The 17079-nt window shown below is 67.0% G+C and carries 13 protein-coding genes, 1 tRNA gene and 1 other RNA gene; 5 read left to right on the top strand and 10 right to left on the bottom strand.

Annotated elements, in window-relative coordinates; all coding sequences use genetic code 11:
- The 7 genes from phoR to G020_RS0105620 all read right to left on the bottom strand — a co-directional run bounded on the left by phoR (position 1) and on the right by G020_RS0105620 (position 7200).
- Positions 1-1314 (bottom strand): phosphate regulon sensor histidine kinase PhoR, encoded by a 1314-nt coding sequence (gene phoR / locus G020_RS0105650; protein ID WP_024328931.1) that lies wholly within the window; start codon positions 1312-1314, stop codon positions 1-3.
- A 13-nt stretch (positions 1315-1327) separates the two neighbouring features.
- A complete protein-coding gene (gene phoB / locus G020_RS0105645) occupies positions 1328-2017 on the bottom strand; it encodes a phosphate regulon transcriptional regulator PhoB (protein ID WP_018869552.1) in 690 nt (229 codons plus the stop codon).
- Positions 2018-2061: 44 nt separating this feature from the next.
- Positions 2062-3390, bottom strand: a complete 1329-nt coding sequence (locus tag G020_RS0105640; RefSeq protein ID WP_024328930.1) for a DUF3422 family protein — start codon at positions 3388-3390, stop codon at positions 2062-2064.
- An 80-nt stretch (positions 3391-3470) separates the two neighbouring features.
- On the bottom strand, positions 3471-4343 hold the full coding sequence (gene hpnC, locus G020_RS0105635; protein WP_024328929.1) for a squalene synthase HpnC: 873 nt from the start codon (positions 4341-4343) through the stop codon (positions 3471-3473).
- Positions 4344-4476: 133 nt separating this feature from the next.
- A complete protein-coding gene (gph, locus tag G020_RS0105630; protein WP_024328928.1) occupies positions 4477-5154 on the bottom strand; it encodes a phosphoglycolate phosphatase in 678 nt (225 codons plus the stop codon).
- On the bottom strand, positions 5151-5855 hold the full coding sequence (ubiG, locus tag G020_RS0105625; RefSeq protein WP_024328927.1) for a bifunctional 2-polyprenyl-6-hydroxyphenol methylase/3-demethylubiquinol 3-O-methyltransferase UbiG: 705 nt from the start codon (positions 5853-5855) through the stop codon (positions 5151-5153). The genes gph and ubiG overlap by 4 nt, the downstream gene beginning before the upstream one ends.
- 7 nt (positions 5856-5862) lie before the next feature.
- The gene (locus tag G020_RS0105620; RefSeq protein WP_024328926.1) at positions 5863-7200 is read right to left on the bottom strand and encodes a TRZ/ATZ family hydrolase; all 1338 of its coding nucleotides are present in this window, start codon (positions 7198-7200) and stop codon (positions 5863-5865) included.
- Positions 7201-7402: 202 nt separating this feature from the next.
- On the opposite strand from G020_RS0105620, the gene G020_RS0105615 reads away from it, so the two are divergent.
- From G020_RS0105615 to G020_RS0105605, 3 genes are read left to right on the top strand one after another with little or no spacing between them, the layout of a single operon-like run.
- A complete protein-coding gene (locus tag G020_RS0105615) occupies positions 7403-8533 on the top strand; it encodes a polysaccharide export protein (RefSeq protein WP_024328925.1) in 1131 nt (376 codons plus the stop codon).
- An 18-nt stretch (positions 8534-8551) separates the two neighbouring features.
- The gene (locus G020_RS0105610; protein WP_024328924.1) at positions 8552-8992 is read left to right on the top strand and encodes a low molecular weight protein-tyrosine-phosphatase; all 441 of its coding nucleotides are present in this window, start codon (positions 8552-8554) and stop codon (positions 8990-8992) included.
- Between the two features lie 35 nt (positions 8993-9027).
- Positions 9028-11256, top strand: coding sequence for a polysaccharide biosynthesis tyrosine autokinase (locus tag G020_RS0105605; RefSeq protein WP_024328923.1), 2229 nt, complete (start codon positions 9028-9030; stop codon positions 11254-11256).
- Between the two features lie 13 nt (positions 11257-11269).
- Here G020_RS0105605 and G020_RS0105600 read toward each other — a convergent pair whose 3' ends face one another.
- The 3 genes from G020_RS0105600 to G020_RS0105595 form a co-directional block, all read right to left on the bottom strand.
- Complete coding sequence (locus tag G020_RS0105600; protein ID WP_024328922.1) at positions 11270-13177, bottom strand: nucleoside-diphosphate sugar epimerase/dehydratase; 1908 nt, start codon at positions 13175-13177, stop codon at positions 11270-11272.
- Positions 13178-13302: 125 nt separating this feature from the next.
- Positions 13303-13449, bottom strand: a non-coding RNA gene (locus G020_RS14905) — RtT sRNA.
- A gap of 40 nt (positions 13450-13489) precedes the next feature.
- Positions 13490-13580, bottom strand: a tRNA-Ser gene (locus G020_RS0105595).
- A gap of 439 nt (positions 13581-14019) precedes the next feature.
- Between G020_RS0105595 and soxB the strand changes: the two genes are divergently transcribed.
- On the top strand, positions 14020-15753 hold the full coding sequence (soxB, locus tag G020_RS0105590) for a thiosulfohydrolase SoxB (protein ID WP_018869542.1): 1734 nt from the start codon (positions 14020-14022) through the stop codon (positions 15751-15753).
- 255 nt (positions 15754-16008) lie between these two features.
- Complete coding sequence (gene rlmM, locus G020_RS0105585; RefSeq protein ID WP_024328921.1) at positions 16009-17079, top strand: 23S rRNA (cytidine(2498)-2'-O)-methyltransferase RlmM; 1071 nt, start codon at positions 16009-16011, stop codon at positions 17077-17079.

The following is a 17079-nucleotide window of genomic DNA, read 5'->3' as shown; positions in this document are numbered from 1 at the left end:
TCAGTTTTCGCAGCGCCGCACCGCATGCGGCGGGAAATGGCAACTGAAGCGGCTGCCGACGCCGAGTTCGCTGTCGATCTGCAGCTGTCCCTGGTGGCGCAGCAGCACATGCTTGACGATGGCCAGACCCAGGCCGGTGCCGCCGCGATCCTGGCTGCGGGCGTCATCCACGCGGTAGAAGCGCTCGGTCAGCCTCTCCAGATGGTGGCTGGCGATGCCGGGCCCGTTGTCGTCCACGGCGAGGGTGGCGCCGCCGTCGTCGGTTGCGGACCAGCTCAGGGTGACCCGGGTGCCTGCCGGAGTGTACTTGATCGCATTGAACAGCAGGTTGGCAAAGGCCGATCGCAACTCGGTCTCGGTGCCGAGGATCTCCAGATCGGGCTCGGCATCCAGTGCCAGGTGGTGGCCGCGGTCGCCGGACAGCAGTTCGGCCTCGTCGATCAGGCTGCGCAGCATCTTGGTCGGGTTGAACCAGGTCTGCTCGCCCTGTTCCGATCCGGTCTCCAGCCGCGAGAGCATCAGCAGGTCGTCCACCAGCAGTTTCATGCGCTCGGACTGTTCGCGCAGCAGGCGTACCGAGTCCATCAGTTCCGGGTGGTCGACCAGTTCGTCCTCGAGGGTTTCGGCCACGCCGTAGAGCACGGTCAGCGGGGTGCGCAGTTCATGGGACACGTTGGCGATGAAATCCCGGCGCATCACCTCCAGACGGTGCAGGTGCGTGGTGTCGCGCGCCAGCAGCAGGTACTGGTGCTCGCCATAGGGCACCAGACGGATCTCCAGCCGCCGGTTCGCATCCAGCGGCGACGGCATGTTGAGGCTCTCCTGTGGCGGGCTGGCGGGGTCCATGAAACGCAGGAAATCCGGATGGCGCACCAGGTGGGTGATGCGGCGACCCTCGTCGGCCGGCCATTCCAGGGCCAGCAGGCGCGCGGCGGTGGGGTTCGCCCATTCGATCCGGTGCTCGGGGTTGAGTACCACCACCGCGTCGGGAAGGGCGCTGGCCGAGTCGCGGTAGCGTTCCAGCGTGCGCCGCAGACCGGCCACCCGGCGCAGTCGCCGCTGGCGGCGCTGGTGCAGGTTGGTGAAGATCTCGCCCCATATGCCGCGGGCATCCGGGGGCTCGCTGCGGCCGCCGCGACGGGCCCAGTTTTCCAGACGGTAGAGCTGCAGGAGGTTCCAGCCCAGCGCGGCGGTCAGCAGGGCCGTCGCGGTGATCCACGGGTAGCCGAGGGCCCATCCGGTGCCGAGAATGATCAGGCCGGCGAGCAGGTTGCGGGCAATAACCCGTGGCCAGGGATTGAAGGGGGGCTGCAAGGGGCGGGTCCGGTCAGGGCTGGTCGGAGAAACGGTAACCGGAGCCGCGCACCGTCTGCACCAGGTCGTCGTGTCCGGTTTCGGCCAGGGCCTTGCGCAGGCGACGGATATGCACATCCACGGTGCGTTCCTCCACGTAGACGTTGGTGCCCCAGACCTTGTCCAGCAGCTGCTCGCGGGTGAAGACCCGGTCGGGGTGGGTCATGAAGAAATGCAGCAGGTTGTATTCGGTGGGGCCCAGACTGACCGGTTGCCCGTTGCCGCTGACCCGGTGCGAGACCGGATCGAGCGCCAGACCGCGGACCTCCACCGGCTCCTCCGAGCTGGTGGGTGTGGTGCGCCGGAGCACGGCCTTGATCCGCGCCACCAGCTCGCGCGGCGAAAACGGTTTGACGATGTAGTCATCGGCGCCGACGTCCAGCCCGCGGACGCGGTCTTCCTCCTCGCCGCGCGCGGTCAGCATGATCACCGGGATGTCCTTGGTGACGGGGCTGGCCTTGAGTTCCCGGGCCCAGTCGAGCCCGCTGATGTCCGGCAGCATCCAGTCCAGCAGGACCAGATCGGGCGGGTCCTGGAGCAGGTCGGTACGCGCGCTGCGGACGTCGCCTGCCTCGCGCAGATCGTAGCCGGCCCGGTTGAGGGGCAGGCGGAGCATCTCGCGGATGGCGAGGTCATCCTCCACAAGCAGGATCGAAACAGCCATGTCGGCCTCCGGTTGCGTGATGACCGCATTGCATAACAGGTGTGTTACAGACGGTCGTCGCCGTGGCTGGCGGTGATGCGCGCGTGCATGCGGCGCAGGGCATACCACACGCCGCCGATCACCACCGGGACCGATGCGCCGATGGCGATGTTGACCGGGATCGGCAGGGTGCCGGCATCGTCCATCCCGCGCAGGAAATAGGCCAGCAGGCTGGTCAGATAATAGGAGATCACCACCACTGAAAGCCCTTCGACGGTCTCCTGCAGGCGCAGCTGCAGATGGGCGCGCCGGTTCATGGAGCGCAGCAGGTCCCGGTTCTGGTTTTCCACGGCGACGTCCACGCGGGTCCGCAGCATGGAGGTGGTGCGGTGAATCCGGGTCGCGAGGTTGTTGAGCCTTTCGTCCTGCGAGCGGCAGGTGCGCATGGCCGGGTCAAGGCGGCGGCCGAGGTATTCGCACAGGGTCTGCAGGCCCGGGATACGCACCGGGCGCAGTTCCTCGGCGCGCTTGTCCACCATGGAGGCGTAGGCGCGTGCGGCGTGGAAGCGGGTCGCCGTGTGGCTGCCCATGCGCTCGACATCGGCGGCCAGGTCGGACAGCGCGGCCAGCAGCCGCTGTTCGCGGTCCGTGCCGTGGAAATATTCGGAGATCCCGGCCATTTCGTCGTTGATGTCGTTGAGGCGGCCTTCCAGTTCGTTGAGCTCGGGCATCAGTTCGCGTGCCAGCGGCAGTGCCAGCAGGGCCATCAGGCGATAGGTCTCCAGTTCGAGGACGCGCTGCACCAGGCGCCCGGCCTGACGGCGGGAGAGGTCCACGTCGCGTACCAGGAAGCGCTCGAAGCCGTCCTCGCGCACACGAAAATCGCTGAACACCCGACCGTCGCCGCCGGAGACGCCGTTGCCGGCGAACGAGTAGGGGGCGAACAGTTCGCCCAGCTCCTGCATGCTGCGCACCGGAGCCTCGCGCGGCTCCAGCTCCAGGTGGATGGCGGCAATGGTCTCCCCCGGCAGGCCGGTCAGCCAGTCGATGGGCACCCGATGGATGGCGGGATGGGTAAACGGTTCCTGCCGGGGTTCGTTCACAACGAAGAACGCCCAGGTGGAGAATTCGTTGTGGCGTTCCCAGCGCAGGCGGAACTCGCCCAGGTCCACGGCTACGAAGTTCTCGCCGTTCAGCGGGGGCTCGATTCCGTGCCGCCGGCACAGATCGGCGACACATTCACGTTCCCGGTCGATGGCTTCGCGCGGGCTCAGCAGGGTCAGCCAGGAGACCCGTGCCGGCGGATCCAGGGGCTCGTAGAAACGGGTATGGATCTCTTCCTGGATGGACTCGCGCAGGGGGTGGTTGCCGGGCAGCAGCGGGTTGGTTTGCATGTCAGTAGTCGGGTGATCGTTCGGAGTCGGAGTCGGAGTCGGAGTCGGAGTCGGAGTCGGGATCGGGTCGGGGTGGACGTTCAGGCACCGCGTCCCCGTCGGCGCGGCCGCAGACTGTGCCACAGGGCCACCGCCATATCGCGCGCGCCCAGGCGGGGGCGGGCGAAGGCATCGTTCTCCTGGCGCAGGCGCCAGAGCACGCGCGCGCCGCCATTGACGATGGCACGGATCTCGAGACCGAGCCGCCCGCCCAGGGTTCCGCCCAGCGGCGCGCCGGCGCGCAGCAGGCGGTCGGCGCGGGCGTACTGGAACTGCATCAGGTTCTGCAGGGGCAGGGTGTTGAGCCGCTCGCGCAGCATCACCTCGGTCACGCCGTAGCGGGCCATCTCGTCCTGCGGGAGATAGATGCGGTCGTTCTCGCTGATGTCCTGGTGCAGATCCTGGTAGAAGTTGATCAGCTGCAGGGCGGTGCAGATGGCATCCGACTGGCCCAGCATGGCGTCATCGGGTTCGCCCTGCAGGTGCAGGATCAGGCGGCCGACAGGGTTGGCCGAACGTCGGCAGTACTCCATGACCTCGCCGATGTCCGCATAGCGGGTCTTTTCCAGATCCTGGATGAACGCGTCCGCGAGGTCGACGAAGGGCTCGGCGGGAAGGTCGAAACGCTTCTTCGCGTCCGCCAGCGCGATCCATTCGGGGGTGCTCTCCGCGGCCGGGTCGTCCAGTGCCCGAATGTGCTCCTGCATCGCCTGCAGATCGGCGCGGCGGACCTCGGGCGCGCGCGGATCCTCGTCGGCGAGGTCGTCAGCGTCGCGCGCGTAGCAGTAGATCGCGGCCACCGGGTCGCGCATCGGGCGCGGCAGCAGGCGCGACGCGACCGGGAAGTTCTCGTAGTGCGACCGGGCACGCTGGCGGCAATGCCGATAGGCAGCGGCGATGTCGGGGCGGGCCATGTCAGCTCCAGTCGGGGATCTTGGTGCACCCATTATGCCGGTTTTGTCCCTGTGGGAGGCCGGCCCTCCCGCCGATCGGACGGGCGGCGAGCGATCGCCGGGGACTCGGCTCCCGCAAGGCGGTGCCGGTTTCTCAGCCGGCGGCGCGGGTGAACGTCTCGCGCCAGCCCCAGAAGTCGTCGGGCTGGTGCAGGACACCGTCGGCGCCCCAGCCGTCGGTGTTCTGACCGGCGTCAATGTAGCCCCAGGCGGCGATCAGCGTGCTCATGCCGGCGGCACGGCCGGCAGCGATGTCGCGTTCTGCATCGCCCCAGTAGCAGTGGTGTGCGGGCTCGAGCCCGGTCTGGCGGGCGGCCAGCCACATGGGGTCGGGGTCCGGCTTGCGCCGATTGAGGCTGTCGCCGGAGACGATCGCGCTCATGCGCGGGGCGAGGCCCAGGGCCTCCAGCAGCGGTTCGGTCAGCCACGCGGGCTTGTTGGTGACCACGCCCCAGCGCCAGCCGCGCGCCTCGATCTCGTTCAGCAGGGCGTCCATGCCCGGGAACAGCGCGGTGGCGATGCACAGGTCGCGCGCGTAGATCTCGAGGTAACGCTTTTTCAGGGCCTCGGTCCGGTCTTCCGGCGCGTCGGGGAAGGCCAGGGTGACCAGGGCGTGCGAGCCGTGCGAGACATGGTTGCGCACGGCATCGAAGGGCAGGGGCGCGCGGTCGTTCTCGGCCAGCAGCCGGTTGAGAGCGGCATGCATGTCGGGTGCGGTGTCGAGGAGGGTCCCGTCCAGATCGAACAGGACCGCGCCCGGTTCGTGGCTCATGCGCGTGCGGCCATCAGGTAGTTGACGTCGGTGTTCGGGGTCAGGCGGTAGCGCCCGGACAGCGGCGACCAGGTGAGCCCGGTCAGGTCGGCCACCTCCACGTGATGCCGGCGCAGCTGCGCGGCCAGCTCCGAGGGGCGGATGAAACGGCCGTACTCGTGGGTGCCAGCCGGCAGCAGGCGCATCACGTATTCGGCGCCCACGATGGCCTCGGCAAACGCGCGCGGGGTGCGGTTGATGGTGGAGAGGAAGATCCAGCCGCCGGGCCGGACCAGTCGGCACAGGGCGTCGATCACGTTCTCCGGGTCCGGCACGTGTTCCAGCATTTCCAGGCAGGTGACCACGTCGTATTCGCCGGGGTGCTTTTCCGCGTGCTCCTCGGCCGTTACGTGCAGATAACGCACGGAAACACCGCTGTCGTGGGCGTGCTCGCGAGCGACTTCCAGGTGTTCGGCACCGGCGTCGAGCCCGGTGACCTCGGCCCCGCGCACGGCCATCGCTTCGGACAGGATTCCGGCGCCGCAGCCGACGTCCAGCACCTTCTTGCCGGCCAGGTCGGCATGGCCGTCGATCCATTCCAGGCGCAGCGGGTTGATCGCGTGCAGGGTGGCAAAGGCCCCGTTGGGGTCCCACCATTCATGCGCGCGATCGGTGAATTTGTGGATCTCGGCCTGATCGACGTTGGAATGGATCTGGGTCATGGGCGGTTCAGCTCTCGCAGGCTTGCAGGGTCTCGGCCACGCGGCCCTGCCACCGGACGGCGCTGGCGTGGATGGCCTCAAGGTCCAGCGTAAGCAGTTCGCGGTCGGCGAGCAACGCCCGGCCGTCCACCCATACGTCGCGCACGGCCTCGCGGGTGGCGGCATAGACGATGCGTGCGTGCGGATCGTGTTCGGGCTGCAGCTCCGGGGAGGTCAGGTCGAGGCTGATCAGATCGGCGCGCTTGCCCGCTTCCAGCGAGCCGATCTCGTGGTCCAGCCCCAGGGCGCGGGCGCTGCCCAGGGTCGCCATCTCCAGCACGCGCTCGGCCGGCAGCGCGGCCGCATCGCCGCTCACGCCCTTGGCCAGCAGGGCCGCGGTGCGCATCTCGCCGATCATGTCGAGGTCGTTGTTGGAGGCGGTCCCGTCGGTGCCCAGCGCGAGGTTGATCCCGGCCTGGTCCAGGCGTGCCACCGGGCAGAAGCCGGACGCCAGTTTGAGGTTCGATTCGGGGCAGTGCGTGATCGACACCGGCCGGCCTTCCAGCAGGGCCAGGTCCTCGTCGCTGACCTGGGTCATGTGGACGGCCATGAACGGCTGGTCCAGCAGGCCCAGACGGGCGAGCCGGGCCAGCGGGCGTTCACCGCCGTTGCTCACCGCCTCGTCCACCTCGCCGGCGGTCTCGTGGACGTGGGTGTGCACCGGCACGCCCAGCTCGCGGGCGCGCTCGCCCACCCGCTGCATGCTCTCGTCACCGACGGTGTAAGGCGCGTGAGGAGCGACGGTGAAACGGATGCGGGGGTGATCACCCCAGGTCTCCACCACCTCGCGGCCGCGCTGGAAGTATTCGTCCGGGGTCTGCGCCCAGGGGGTGGGAAAGTCGAACACCGTCAGGCCCATCACCCCGCGGATGCCGCTGGCATCGACCGCGGCGGCGGCGTCCCCCACGAACAGATACATGTCGGAGAAGCAGGTGGTGCCGCCGCGCAGCATTTCCGCGGCAGCCAGCCGGGTGCCGTCGTTGACGAACTCCGGCGACAGCAGCCGGCCCTCCACCGGCCATACGTAGCGCTTCAGCCACTCCATCAGCGGCTGGTCGCTGCCGATGCCGCGCAACAGGGTCATCCCGGCGTGGGTGTGGGCGTTCACCAGCCCCGGCATCAGGGCGTGCCCCTCGCGATGTTCGTGGCGGGCCTCGGGATGCTCGGCGAGGGCCTGCTGGCGTGGCTTGACGGCCAGGATCGCACCGTCGCGAACGACTACCGCATGGTCTTCCAGGACGGCCCCCCGTGGAACCACGGGCAGCACCCAGGAGGCGCTCAGGATCAGCGTGGCTGCTTCGGACATCGGTACTCCGCGGTGACGGTTTGAAGATCGGGTTTCGGAATCCGCGCATGGTAAGGAAACGTGGATCAATGTACACGTTCGCGGTCCGGCTGAGGGACCGCTCCGATACTCGGAAAGGATGGGGCCGGAACTGTGGAACATGCCCGCACCGAGCTGTATCCTTGCGGCCTTCAGAGATCGCCAAACCCGGGTGCAGTTGCCAATGATCGCAGCAGGAAGCTGGAAAACCGCGGTGCCTCTCGTGGTCGCCGTCGCCCTGTCGGGCTGCGGGTTTGCGCCGGGTGGTTTCATTCAGGAGCGCGCCGAGAGCGAACCACTGCACGACATGGTGGAAGTGAAGCCGATCACCCGCGGTCTGGTTCGTCAGGAGGCCGAGGATCCCGTCCAGCCGGATCTGGAACAGGCACGCGAGGAGCTCGAGGCGGATGACACGCGGTACGACTACCGGATCGGTCGCGGCGACGTGCTCAGCATCATCGTTTATGACCATCCCGAACTGACGATCCCGGCCGGTTCGGAACGCTCGGCGGCCGAATCCGGCAATACGGTGCATTCCGACGGGACCATCTTCTATCCGTTCGTCGGCCGTGTGGAGGTCGAGGGTCGAACGGTAGCCGAAGTGCGGGACATCCTCGCGGAAGAACTCGCCGCGGTCATCAATGACCCGCAGGTAGAAGTGCTGGTGGCGGATTACCGCTCGCAGCAGGTACACGTGACCGGCGAGGTGCGCGAACCGGGGCGCCAGCCGGTGACCAACGTTCCGCTGACGGTGCTGGACGCGATCAATGATGCCGGTGGACTGACCGAGGAGGCGAACTGGCACAACGTACGTCTGACACGCGATGGTGAAGAAGTGCCGCTGTCGATGTACGCGATGCTGAGCGAGGGCGATCTGTCCGAGAACCGCGTGCTCCGGGATGGCGACGTGCTGCACGTGCCGGACACCACAGACCAGAAGGCGTATGTGCTGGGCGAGGTGGGCGAACCGCGCAGTATCCCGATGGGACGCGGACGGATCTCGCTGACCGACGCACTTACCGATTCCGGTGGCTTCAACGAGGCGACGGCGGATGCCAGCGGCATCTTTGTGGTCCGTCAGGCGCCGCCGGACAGTGACCTGCTGGCGACGGTTTACCAGCTGGACGCCCGGGATGCCACGGCCCTGGTGCTGGGGACGGAGTTCGAGCTCGAACCCATGGATATCGTCTATGTGACGACGACACCCCTGGGGCGCTGGAACCGTGTGATCAATCAGTTGCTGCCGACTGTTAACGCTGTTTATCGTGCCTCCCAGGCGACGCGCGACGTGCGCGAGCTGCGCGACGACTTCTGACCGGGCAGGGTGGAACGGATGTTTGAACGGATCCTGGTGGTATGTACGGGCAACATCTGTCGCAGTCCGGTGGCCGAGGCGATGCTGCGCCGGCATGCCCCGGAGCGCAGCATTGGCTCGGCCGGTCTGGGCGCGCTGGTCGGCGAGGGTGTCGCGCCGCAGGCCCGGGCACTGGCGGAGGCCGATGGCCTGGACGTGTCCGGTCACCAGGCCCGGCAACTGACCACCGGCATGCTCGAGCAATCGGATCTGGTGCTGGTGATGAGCGACGGGCAGCGCCAGGCAATCGGTCGCAACCACCCCCGTGCCCTGGGCAAGACCATGCGTTTCGGCCACTGGCTGGATGACGGTCGCGGGCGCGATATTCCCGATCCCTATGGCAAGAGCGACGAGGCATTTCGGCAAGTGCACGCGCTGCTGACCGAAGCCGCACAGAGCTGGGCGGAGCGACTGGGCTGATCTCCCGGCCGCGCCACGACAGGAACAGGTAACCCATGACGCAGACCCCCGCTTCCCCGCCGCCGGCGGATGACGAGATCGACCTTGGCCGGCTGCTCGGACTGCTGCTCGATCACAAGTGGTGGATCGTCGGCATCACCTTCCTGTTCATGCTGGGCGGTGGGGCGTATGCGACCCTCTCGACGCCGGTCTACCAGGCGGATGCGCTGGTCCAGGTGGAGGATACCGGCGGTGTCAGTGCACCACTGAACGACATGCGCGAGATGCTGGGGCGCGAGCCGCGTGCATCGGCGGAACTGGAGATTCTGCGTTCGCGCATGGTGCTGGGTCAGGCGGTGGATCGCGAGCGCCTGGACCTGATCGTGCGTCCGGTGCGCCTGCCGGTCATCGGAGATTTTCTGGTCCGCCGGGACTGGGACCGGAGCCGGGCCGCCGTGTTGGGCGGCGTCGCCGAGCGCTATGCGTGGTCCGGAGAATCGCTGACGGTGGGCGATCTGCGGGTCACGCCCGCGATGGAAGGGGAAACCCTCACACTGCAGGTCACCGGCGAGGATCAGTTCCGCCTGTCCCACGACGATCGGGTCCTCGGAGAAGGCCGAACCGGGGAGGAGGCGAGCTTCCTCGACGGGCAGATCATCCTGTTTGTGGAGGACATCTCGGCCGGGGCCGGGGCCCGCTTCGAACTCCAGCGCCGCGCTCGGCTGGCCGCGATACGCGATCTGCGCAACCGTTTCCAGGCCACGGAACAGGGCAATGAGAGCGGTGTCTTCAGCCTGACGTTCACCCATACCGATTCGGAACAGGCTCGGCGCGCCCTGAACGCGATCAGTGACATCTATCGCCGCCAGAATGTCGAACGGCAGGCCGCGGAGGCGGAACAGAGTCTGGAGTTCCTGGAAGAACAGGTACCCCAGGTGCGAGCACGGCTGCGGGAAGCGGAAGACGCCCTGAACGAGTATCAGGTGGAGCAGGAAAGCGTCGATATGTCGATGGAGACGCAGGCGGTCCTCGACCGGCTGGTGGATCTGGAGCGCCAGATCACCGAGCTGGAATTCGAGGAGGCGGAGATCTCCCGTCGGTACACGCAGAACCATCCCACCTACGTCACCCTGCTGGAAAAGCGCGAGCAACTGGAGAACGAGCGCCGGGAACTGCAGCAGGAGATCGGTGGGCTGCCGGAAACCCAGCAGCAGGTGCTCCGCCTGCAGCGCGATGTCGAAGTGAACCAGGAAGTCTATGTCCAGCTGCTCAATCGGATGCAGGAGATGGACATCACGCGAGCCAGCACGGTGGGGAATGTTCGCATCCTGGACGATGCCGCCGTTCTGCCGTCACCGGTGGAGCCACAGCGGGGGCTGATCGTGGCGCTGGCCACGGTCCTTGGCGGCATGCTTTCGGTGGCGCTGGTGCTGCTGCGCGGGATGCTCAACCGGGGCGTTGAATCACAAGAGCAGATCGAGGAACTGGATTTACCGGTCTATGCGACCGTACCGCTGTCGGACGTGCAGCAGAAACTCGTCAAGCGGCTGCGTCGGCGGCGTGATCTGAAAAGCGGGCGTCGACGCGGGGCCGCCGCGGAAAAAGGAATCGTGACGGGGGTGCTGGCCTCGTATTCCCCGACGGACGGGGCCATCGAGGCGCTGCGTGGGCTGCGCAGCAGCCTGCATTTCGCGATGCTCGAGGCGGCGGACAACCGGCTGGTAATCACCGGTCCGAGTCCGGGTGTCGGCAAGAGTTTCATCTCGGTGAACCTGGCGGCCGTGTGTGCGCAGGCAGGCCAGAAAGTCCTGGTGGTCGACGCCGACATGCGCAAGGGCCACGTCCACCATGCATTCGGCGAGGGCAGCGCGGGCGGGCTGTCCGATCTGTTGTCGGAGAAGCTGACGCCGGGAGAAGCCATCCGGGAGACCGATATCGAGGGGCTGGACTACATGGCCAGGGGCTCGGCACCCCCGAATCCCGCCGAGCTGCTGATGAACGAGCGTTTTACCCGGTTCCTCGATCAGGCGAGCGGGCAGTACGACCTGGTGCTGATCGATACGCCGCCGATCCTCGCGGTGACGGACGCCTCCGTGGTGGCGCGCCACTGCTCGACCACCCTTATGGTGGTGCGTTTCCAGCTCAACCCGCCGCGCGAGATCGAGGCGGCGCGGCGTCGTCTGGAGAGTGCGGGCGTGGAGACGCGGGGTGCGATCCTGAATTCCATGGAAGCCACCGCCAGTGCCAGTTACGGCTACGGCTACTACCACTACTCGTACAAGTAACGGAAGCCCCGGTTCACCCGGCGGGACGATATTCGGGAACGATCTCCCGCAGACATGCGCGGGTCGCCGCGGCATCCATGGCCTGGTCGGCGCGTTCCAGAGCCTCCAGTGCCTCGCTCAGGGCATCCGCCGGTGCCCGGTCTTCGCGGGCCTGCATGATGCGGGGGTGGCGCGTGCTCTCTACGTTGTCGCCAATGAGCAGTTCTTCGTAGAGCTTTTCGCCCGGGCGCAGCCCGGTGAACTGGATGGCAATGCCGTCGGGCGGGTTGCCGTTGTCATCCCGGACCTGGCGGCCGTGCAGGCGGATCATGCGTCGGGCGAGATCCTGGATTCGTACGGGCTCGCCCATGTCCAGAACAAAGACCTCACCGCCGCCGGCCATGGTGCCGGCCTGGATCACCAGCTCGGCGGCCTCCGGGATGGACATGAAGTAGCGCGTGATCTCGGGGTGGGTCACCGTGACGGGGCCGCCCTCCCGGATCTGGCGATGGAACAGGGGCACTACGGAACCTGACGATCCGAGGACGTTGCCAAAGCGCACCATGGAGAACAGGGTAGCCGGGGCGCCGGCTGCCCGGTCCTGCAGGATCATTTCCGCCAGCCGCTTGCTCGCGCCCATGACGTTGGTGGGGCGCACGGCCTTGTCGGTACTGATGAGGATGAATCGTTCCACGCCGGCCGCGATCGCGGCGTCGGCCAGCACCCGCGTGCCGAGGACATTGTTGCGCACTCCCTCGACGGCATTCTCCTCGACGATGGGTACGTGCTTGTAGGCGGCCGCATGGTAAAGGGTCTGGATTCGGTGCCGGTCGAGGACGGATTCCACCCGCCGGGGCAGGGTGACCGACCCCAGAACGGCATGGATCGGGCAGTCCACGCCGAGCTCGTCGCGCAGGGCCTGCATTTCCTGTTCGATACGGTAGAGCGCGAATTCGTTGCGTTCGAACAGGACGAGTTCGGCCGGTCCCTGGCGGAGGATGCGCCGGCACAGCTCCGAGCCGATGGAGCCGCCGGCACCGGTGACCATTACGCGGCGATCCACAATGCTGCATTGCAGCAGGTCCGGCTGAGGCGGGACCGGGTCGCGTCCCAGGAGATCCGCCACGTCGATATCTTCGAGCTGGTCCAGGCGCGCCTGGCCGGAGACGACGGCCTCCATGGAGGGTACCGACTGTACGTGCAGGGGATAGGGCTCCAGGCGCTCCAGGATGGCCTTGCGCGCCGAGCGGGAGGCCGAGGGAACGGCCAGCAGGATGCGCCGGATGCCGTACTGGTGCATCAGCGTCCCGATCATCCGCGGGGGGTGGACCCGAATGCCGTTGATCGCCTGCCCCTGCAGGGCCGGGTTGTCGTCGATGAAGGCGACGATGCGGAACTGCCCGGTGGTGCCAAGGCCGGCCGCGAGCTGCATCCCGGCGGCTCCGGCGCCATAGACCAGTACGGGTTCCGCGTGGCGGCGCAGTTCGTTCACGTTCTGGTACCAGCTGCGCACGAGAAAACGGCTGCCGCCCACGTAGATGAAGGCCAGGAGGGCGAAGGCCACCGGGACCAGGCGAGGGAAGTCGTCCAGCCGGCCAATCGCCGCGGCCGCCCACAGGAATCCGGCGAGCAGGATGACCCCGGTGGCCACGGACCATACCGCGCGGGTTCCCATGAAACGAACCACGGCACGGTAGAGGCCCAGCCGGGCGAAGATGAAAACACCGACCACCGGCAGCAGGGGAAACAGCCACCAGGCATTGATCAGGGCTTCGGGCAGGGGTTCGGCCAGACGGAGGGCGAAGGCCGTCCACAGGGCGAGCGGGAGCATGACCACATCGGCCGCGACCATCAGCCAGCGCTTGGTTCGGCGCGGCAGGTTGACGAGGGAGCCCAGCCAGCGGGTGCGGTGGTCGCCCGGTTGATCCTTGGGGTTGCCCATTCTTCGCTGGTCCCGGCGCGGGGTGCGCGCCATACGCGGAGCCGATGTAAAAAAGGGCCGCGAGGGCCCTTTTTTGCCGAGTTCCGGCGTTGCCCGCTGCGGGCGCCGGAATACCCCCTGAAATCTGGCGGAGAGGGAGGGATTACTCGCCACGCTGTGGCTCGCCCTCCGGGCCATCGCCTGCGGCGATGTTCGGGTGCCGCGGTGCGGCACCCGTCGAACCCGGCTTGTCCGATTCCTCGGGTTCGAATCCCTCGTCCGACCGGGATTTACATGGAATCAGGGGCCCGGTTGCCCCTTGATTCTGAAATCTGGCGGAGAGGGAGGGATTCGAACCCTCGATACGGGGTTACCGTATACACACTTTCCAGGCGTGCGCCTTCGACCGCTCGGCCACCTCTCCGTAAGCTGCGAAAGGTTAAACGACATCGGCGCCGTGTGCAATCGACGAAACCGCTCGGTCCCGAAGGCAGGCCCCCGCCGGAGTGTGCCGGCATTACTCGTTGATCTGCATCACGAACTCGCTTTGTGCCGACGCTACACTCGAACTGTCCGCTTTCTGCGGTGGTGGTCGCCGGCAGGCTCTCTGCCCCGGGCCGGGCACCGTCAAGTGGTGTATGTCGCGTGTTGGCCCCTTCAGGACGAAGGGGCCTTTTTTGTGTCCCCTTCCTGTGTGGGCGTTTTGCGACGCAGGCGGCGTTCCGCGTCACGCTGTAGCTATGGTCGGTGTCCGGACGGAATAACGGATGTCGGGCCGACGTCTTTTGGTTCACCAGGGCGTCTGTCGGCGCGATCCGGCAGACAGCTTTCTTCATTCAGGTCCTAACACTCAGGAGTGGTATATGAACCTCACGCGGAGGGAATTCCTCGAAGTCATGGTGGCCGCCAGCGCGGCCGGCCTCGCCACCAATGCCTGGGCGGGCGAGAGCATCGACTGGCAGCGCGCGCCGTCGGATTTCTACGACATTTCTCCGTTCGGGAACGTGTCTCTGCTGCACTACACCGACTGCCACGCGCAGCTGCGCCCGGTCTATTTCCGTGAGCCGGACGTGAACATCGGCGTGGGGGACATGCAGGGCAAGCCGCCGGTGCTGGCCGGCGAGGCGCTGCTTGACCACTTCGGGGTCGAAAAGGGCACGCCCGAGGCCCATGCGCTGACCTTCCTCGATTTCGCCGAGGCGGCCGAGAAATACGGTCGGGTCGGCGGCTTCTCGCATCTGTCGACGCTGGTGAAGCGCCTGCGTGCGGACCGGCCGAACTCCCTCCTGCTGGACGGTGGCGACACCTGGCAGGGTTCGGCGACCTCGCTGTGGACCGGCGGGCAGGACATGGTCGACGCGCAGAAGCTGCTGGGCGTGGACGTGATGACCGGTCACTGGGAGTTCACCTTCGGTGACGAGCGGGTCAAGGAAGTCATCGAGAACGACTTCAAGCCCAACGGCATCGACTTCGTCGCGCAGAACGTCGAGGATCGCGACTGGGGTGACCGGATCTTCGAGCCCTACACCATCCGCGAGATGAACGGCGTCCCGGTGGCCGTGATCGGACAGGCCTTCCCGTACACCTCGGTGGCCAATCCGGATTACATGTTCCCGGAATGGTCGTTCGGCATCCGTGACGACAAGATGCAGCAGATGATCGACGAGGTGCGTCAGAAGGGCGCAAAGGTCGTGGCGATCCTGTCGCACAACGGCATGGTGACGGACATCGAAATGGCCCGCCGGCTGCGCGACGTCGACGTGATCATGGGCGGCCACACCCACGACGCGATCCCGGGTGCGCTGGAGATCGAGAACGCCGCGGGCGAGCGCACGCTGGTGACCAACGCCGGTTCCAACGGCAAATTCCTGGGTGTGCTGGATCTGGATGTGAACGACAGCGGTATCAAGGACTACCGCTTCAAGATGCTGCCGGTGTTCGCCAACATGCTGGACGCGGATCCGGAGATGGAGGCGCACATCGAAGAGGTGCGCAAGCCGTTCGAGGACCAGCTGCGGGAAGAACTGGCGGTGACCGACGATGTCCTCTACCGCCGCGGCAACTTCAACGGTACCTTCGACGAGGTCATCGTGCAGGCGATGATGGAAGAGATGGACGCCGAAGTCGCGCTGTCGCCGGGTTTCCGCTGGGGCGTGAGCGTGCTGCCGGGCCAGCCGATTACTTTCGAAGAGCTGATGACCCAGACCGCAACGACGTACTCCGAGACCACGCGCAACGAGATGACCGGCGCGGATCTCAAGCACGCGATGGAAGACGTGGCCAACTCGATCTTCAACGAAGATCCGTATCGTCATCGCGGTGGCGACATGGTGCGCACCGGCGGTATCCGCTACACCATTGACCCGCACAAGCCGATGGGCGAGCGCATCACCGACATGGAGATCAATGGCGAACCCATGGATCCGGAACGGCGCTATGTAGTGGCGGGCTGGGCCGACGTGCATCAGCCGCATGACACGCCCCCGGTCTGGGAAGTGGTGGGTAACTGGCTGCGCAACCAGGATACGGTCAACGTGGGCGAGCCCTACCTGCCGAAGCTGAAGAATGTGGAGGGCGATCCCGGCCTGGCTCGATAAGGCCGCCAGTTGCTTCGGATCCTTGCGATCCGGAGCCGTATTGTGAAGGGCCGTCCCGCGAGGGGCGGCCTTTTTTGTTGCCCTTGAGAGGCTCCGAGTGAGAGGTCCCGGAAAGGCTCCCGGGGTGGCTTCGAGGTACCCTTGGTGGGAGCGTGCTTGCACGCGAACAACGCGGGGTGTCGACTGGCGCCGCGATTCGCGGACAGGGCCGCTCCACAGGGCGCCGAAGGGGCGCGTAGTTACTTGGGGAGGATCATGGAAGAACTGCTTTTTTATTGCCGGGCGGGGTTCGAAAAGGACCTGGCCGGCGAGCTGGCCGCGGAAGCCGCGCGGAAAGGTCTGGCCGTCTATCCACGGTTCGCTGAAGGGGCGGCCTTCGTCCGCCTGTTGCCGGCCGATGGCGATCCGGCACAGCTGCGCGACGCGTTTCCCCTGGATGAGCGGATCTTCGCGCGCCAGCGCCTCCCGGCGCTGCATCCGCTGGAGGGCCTGTCACGCGAAGATCGGGTGAGCCCTGTCGTGGAACGGATCCGCGCGAGCGGTTGGTCGTTTGAGGCCATCTGGCACGAGACACCGGATACCAACGAGGGCAAGGAGCTGCACCGCCTGGGAAAGGCACTGGAGCGCCCGCTGGCCTCGGCGTTGCGCAAGGCGGGCGCGCTGCGCGGACAGGGTGAGGCACAGGGTTGTCGTCTTCATTGTTTCTGGACGGCCGGGGACCGTGTGCAACCGGGCCTGGCCGCGCCGGCGAGCAGCAGCGACCGTCCGGGGGGCATCCTGCGCCTGAAGGCCCCGCGCGCGGCACCCAGCCGTTCCGCACTGAAACTCGAGGAAGCCTGGCACCAGTTCCTGACACCGGAGGAGCGCGAACAGCGACTGGCGGAGGGCATGACGGCGGTGGATCTGGGGGCGGCGCCGGGGGGCTGGACCTGGCAGCTGGTGCGGCACGGCCTGCATGTCCAGGCCGTGGATAACGGTCCGATGGATGCCGACCTGATGGCCGGGGGCCAGGTGGAGCATGTCCGCGAGGATGCGTTTACCTGGATGCCGTCGCGTCCGGTGCACTGGCTGGTGTGCGACATCGTGGACCGGCCCGGGCGCGTCGCGGACCGCATCGGCGACTGGCTGGAAGCGGGCTGGGCGGAAGAGGCAATCTTTAACCTCAAGCTGCCAATGAAGAAGCGCTACGAGACCGTGCGTGAATGTCTTGATCGACTGGAGGGCCGGCTGGCCGGGCACGGATTTCGCCTGCGCGCGCGCCAGCTGTATCACGATCGCGAGGAAATCACCGTGCACGCCCGTCCGGCCCGTGGTGCGGCCGGCTGA

It is taken from the genome of Thioalkalivibrio sp. ALR17-21 (assembly GCF_000420185.1).
GTDB classification, from domain to species: domain Bacteria; phylum Pseudomonadota; class Gammaproteobacteria; order Ectothiorhodospirales; family Ectothiorhodospiraceae; genus Thioalkalivibrio; species Thioalkalivibrio halophilus.
Note: the sequence above shows the minus strand (reverse complement) of the source record. Positions and strands in the feature narration are given on the sequence as shown.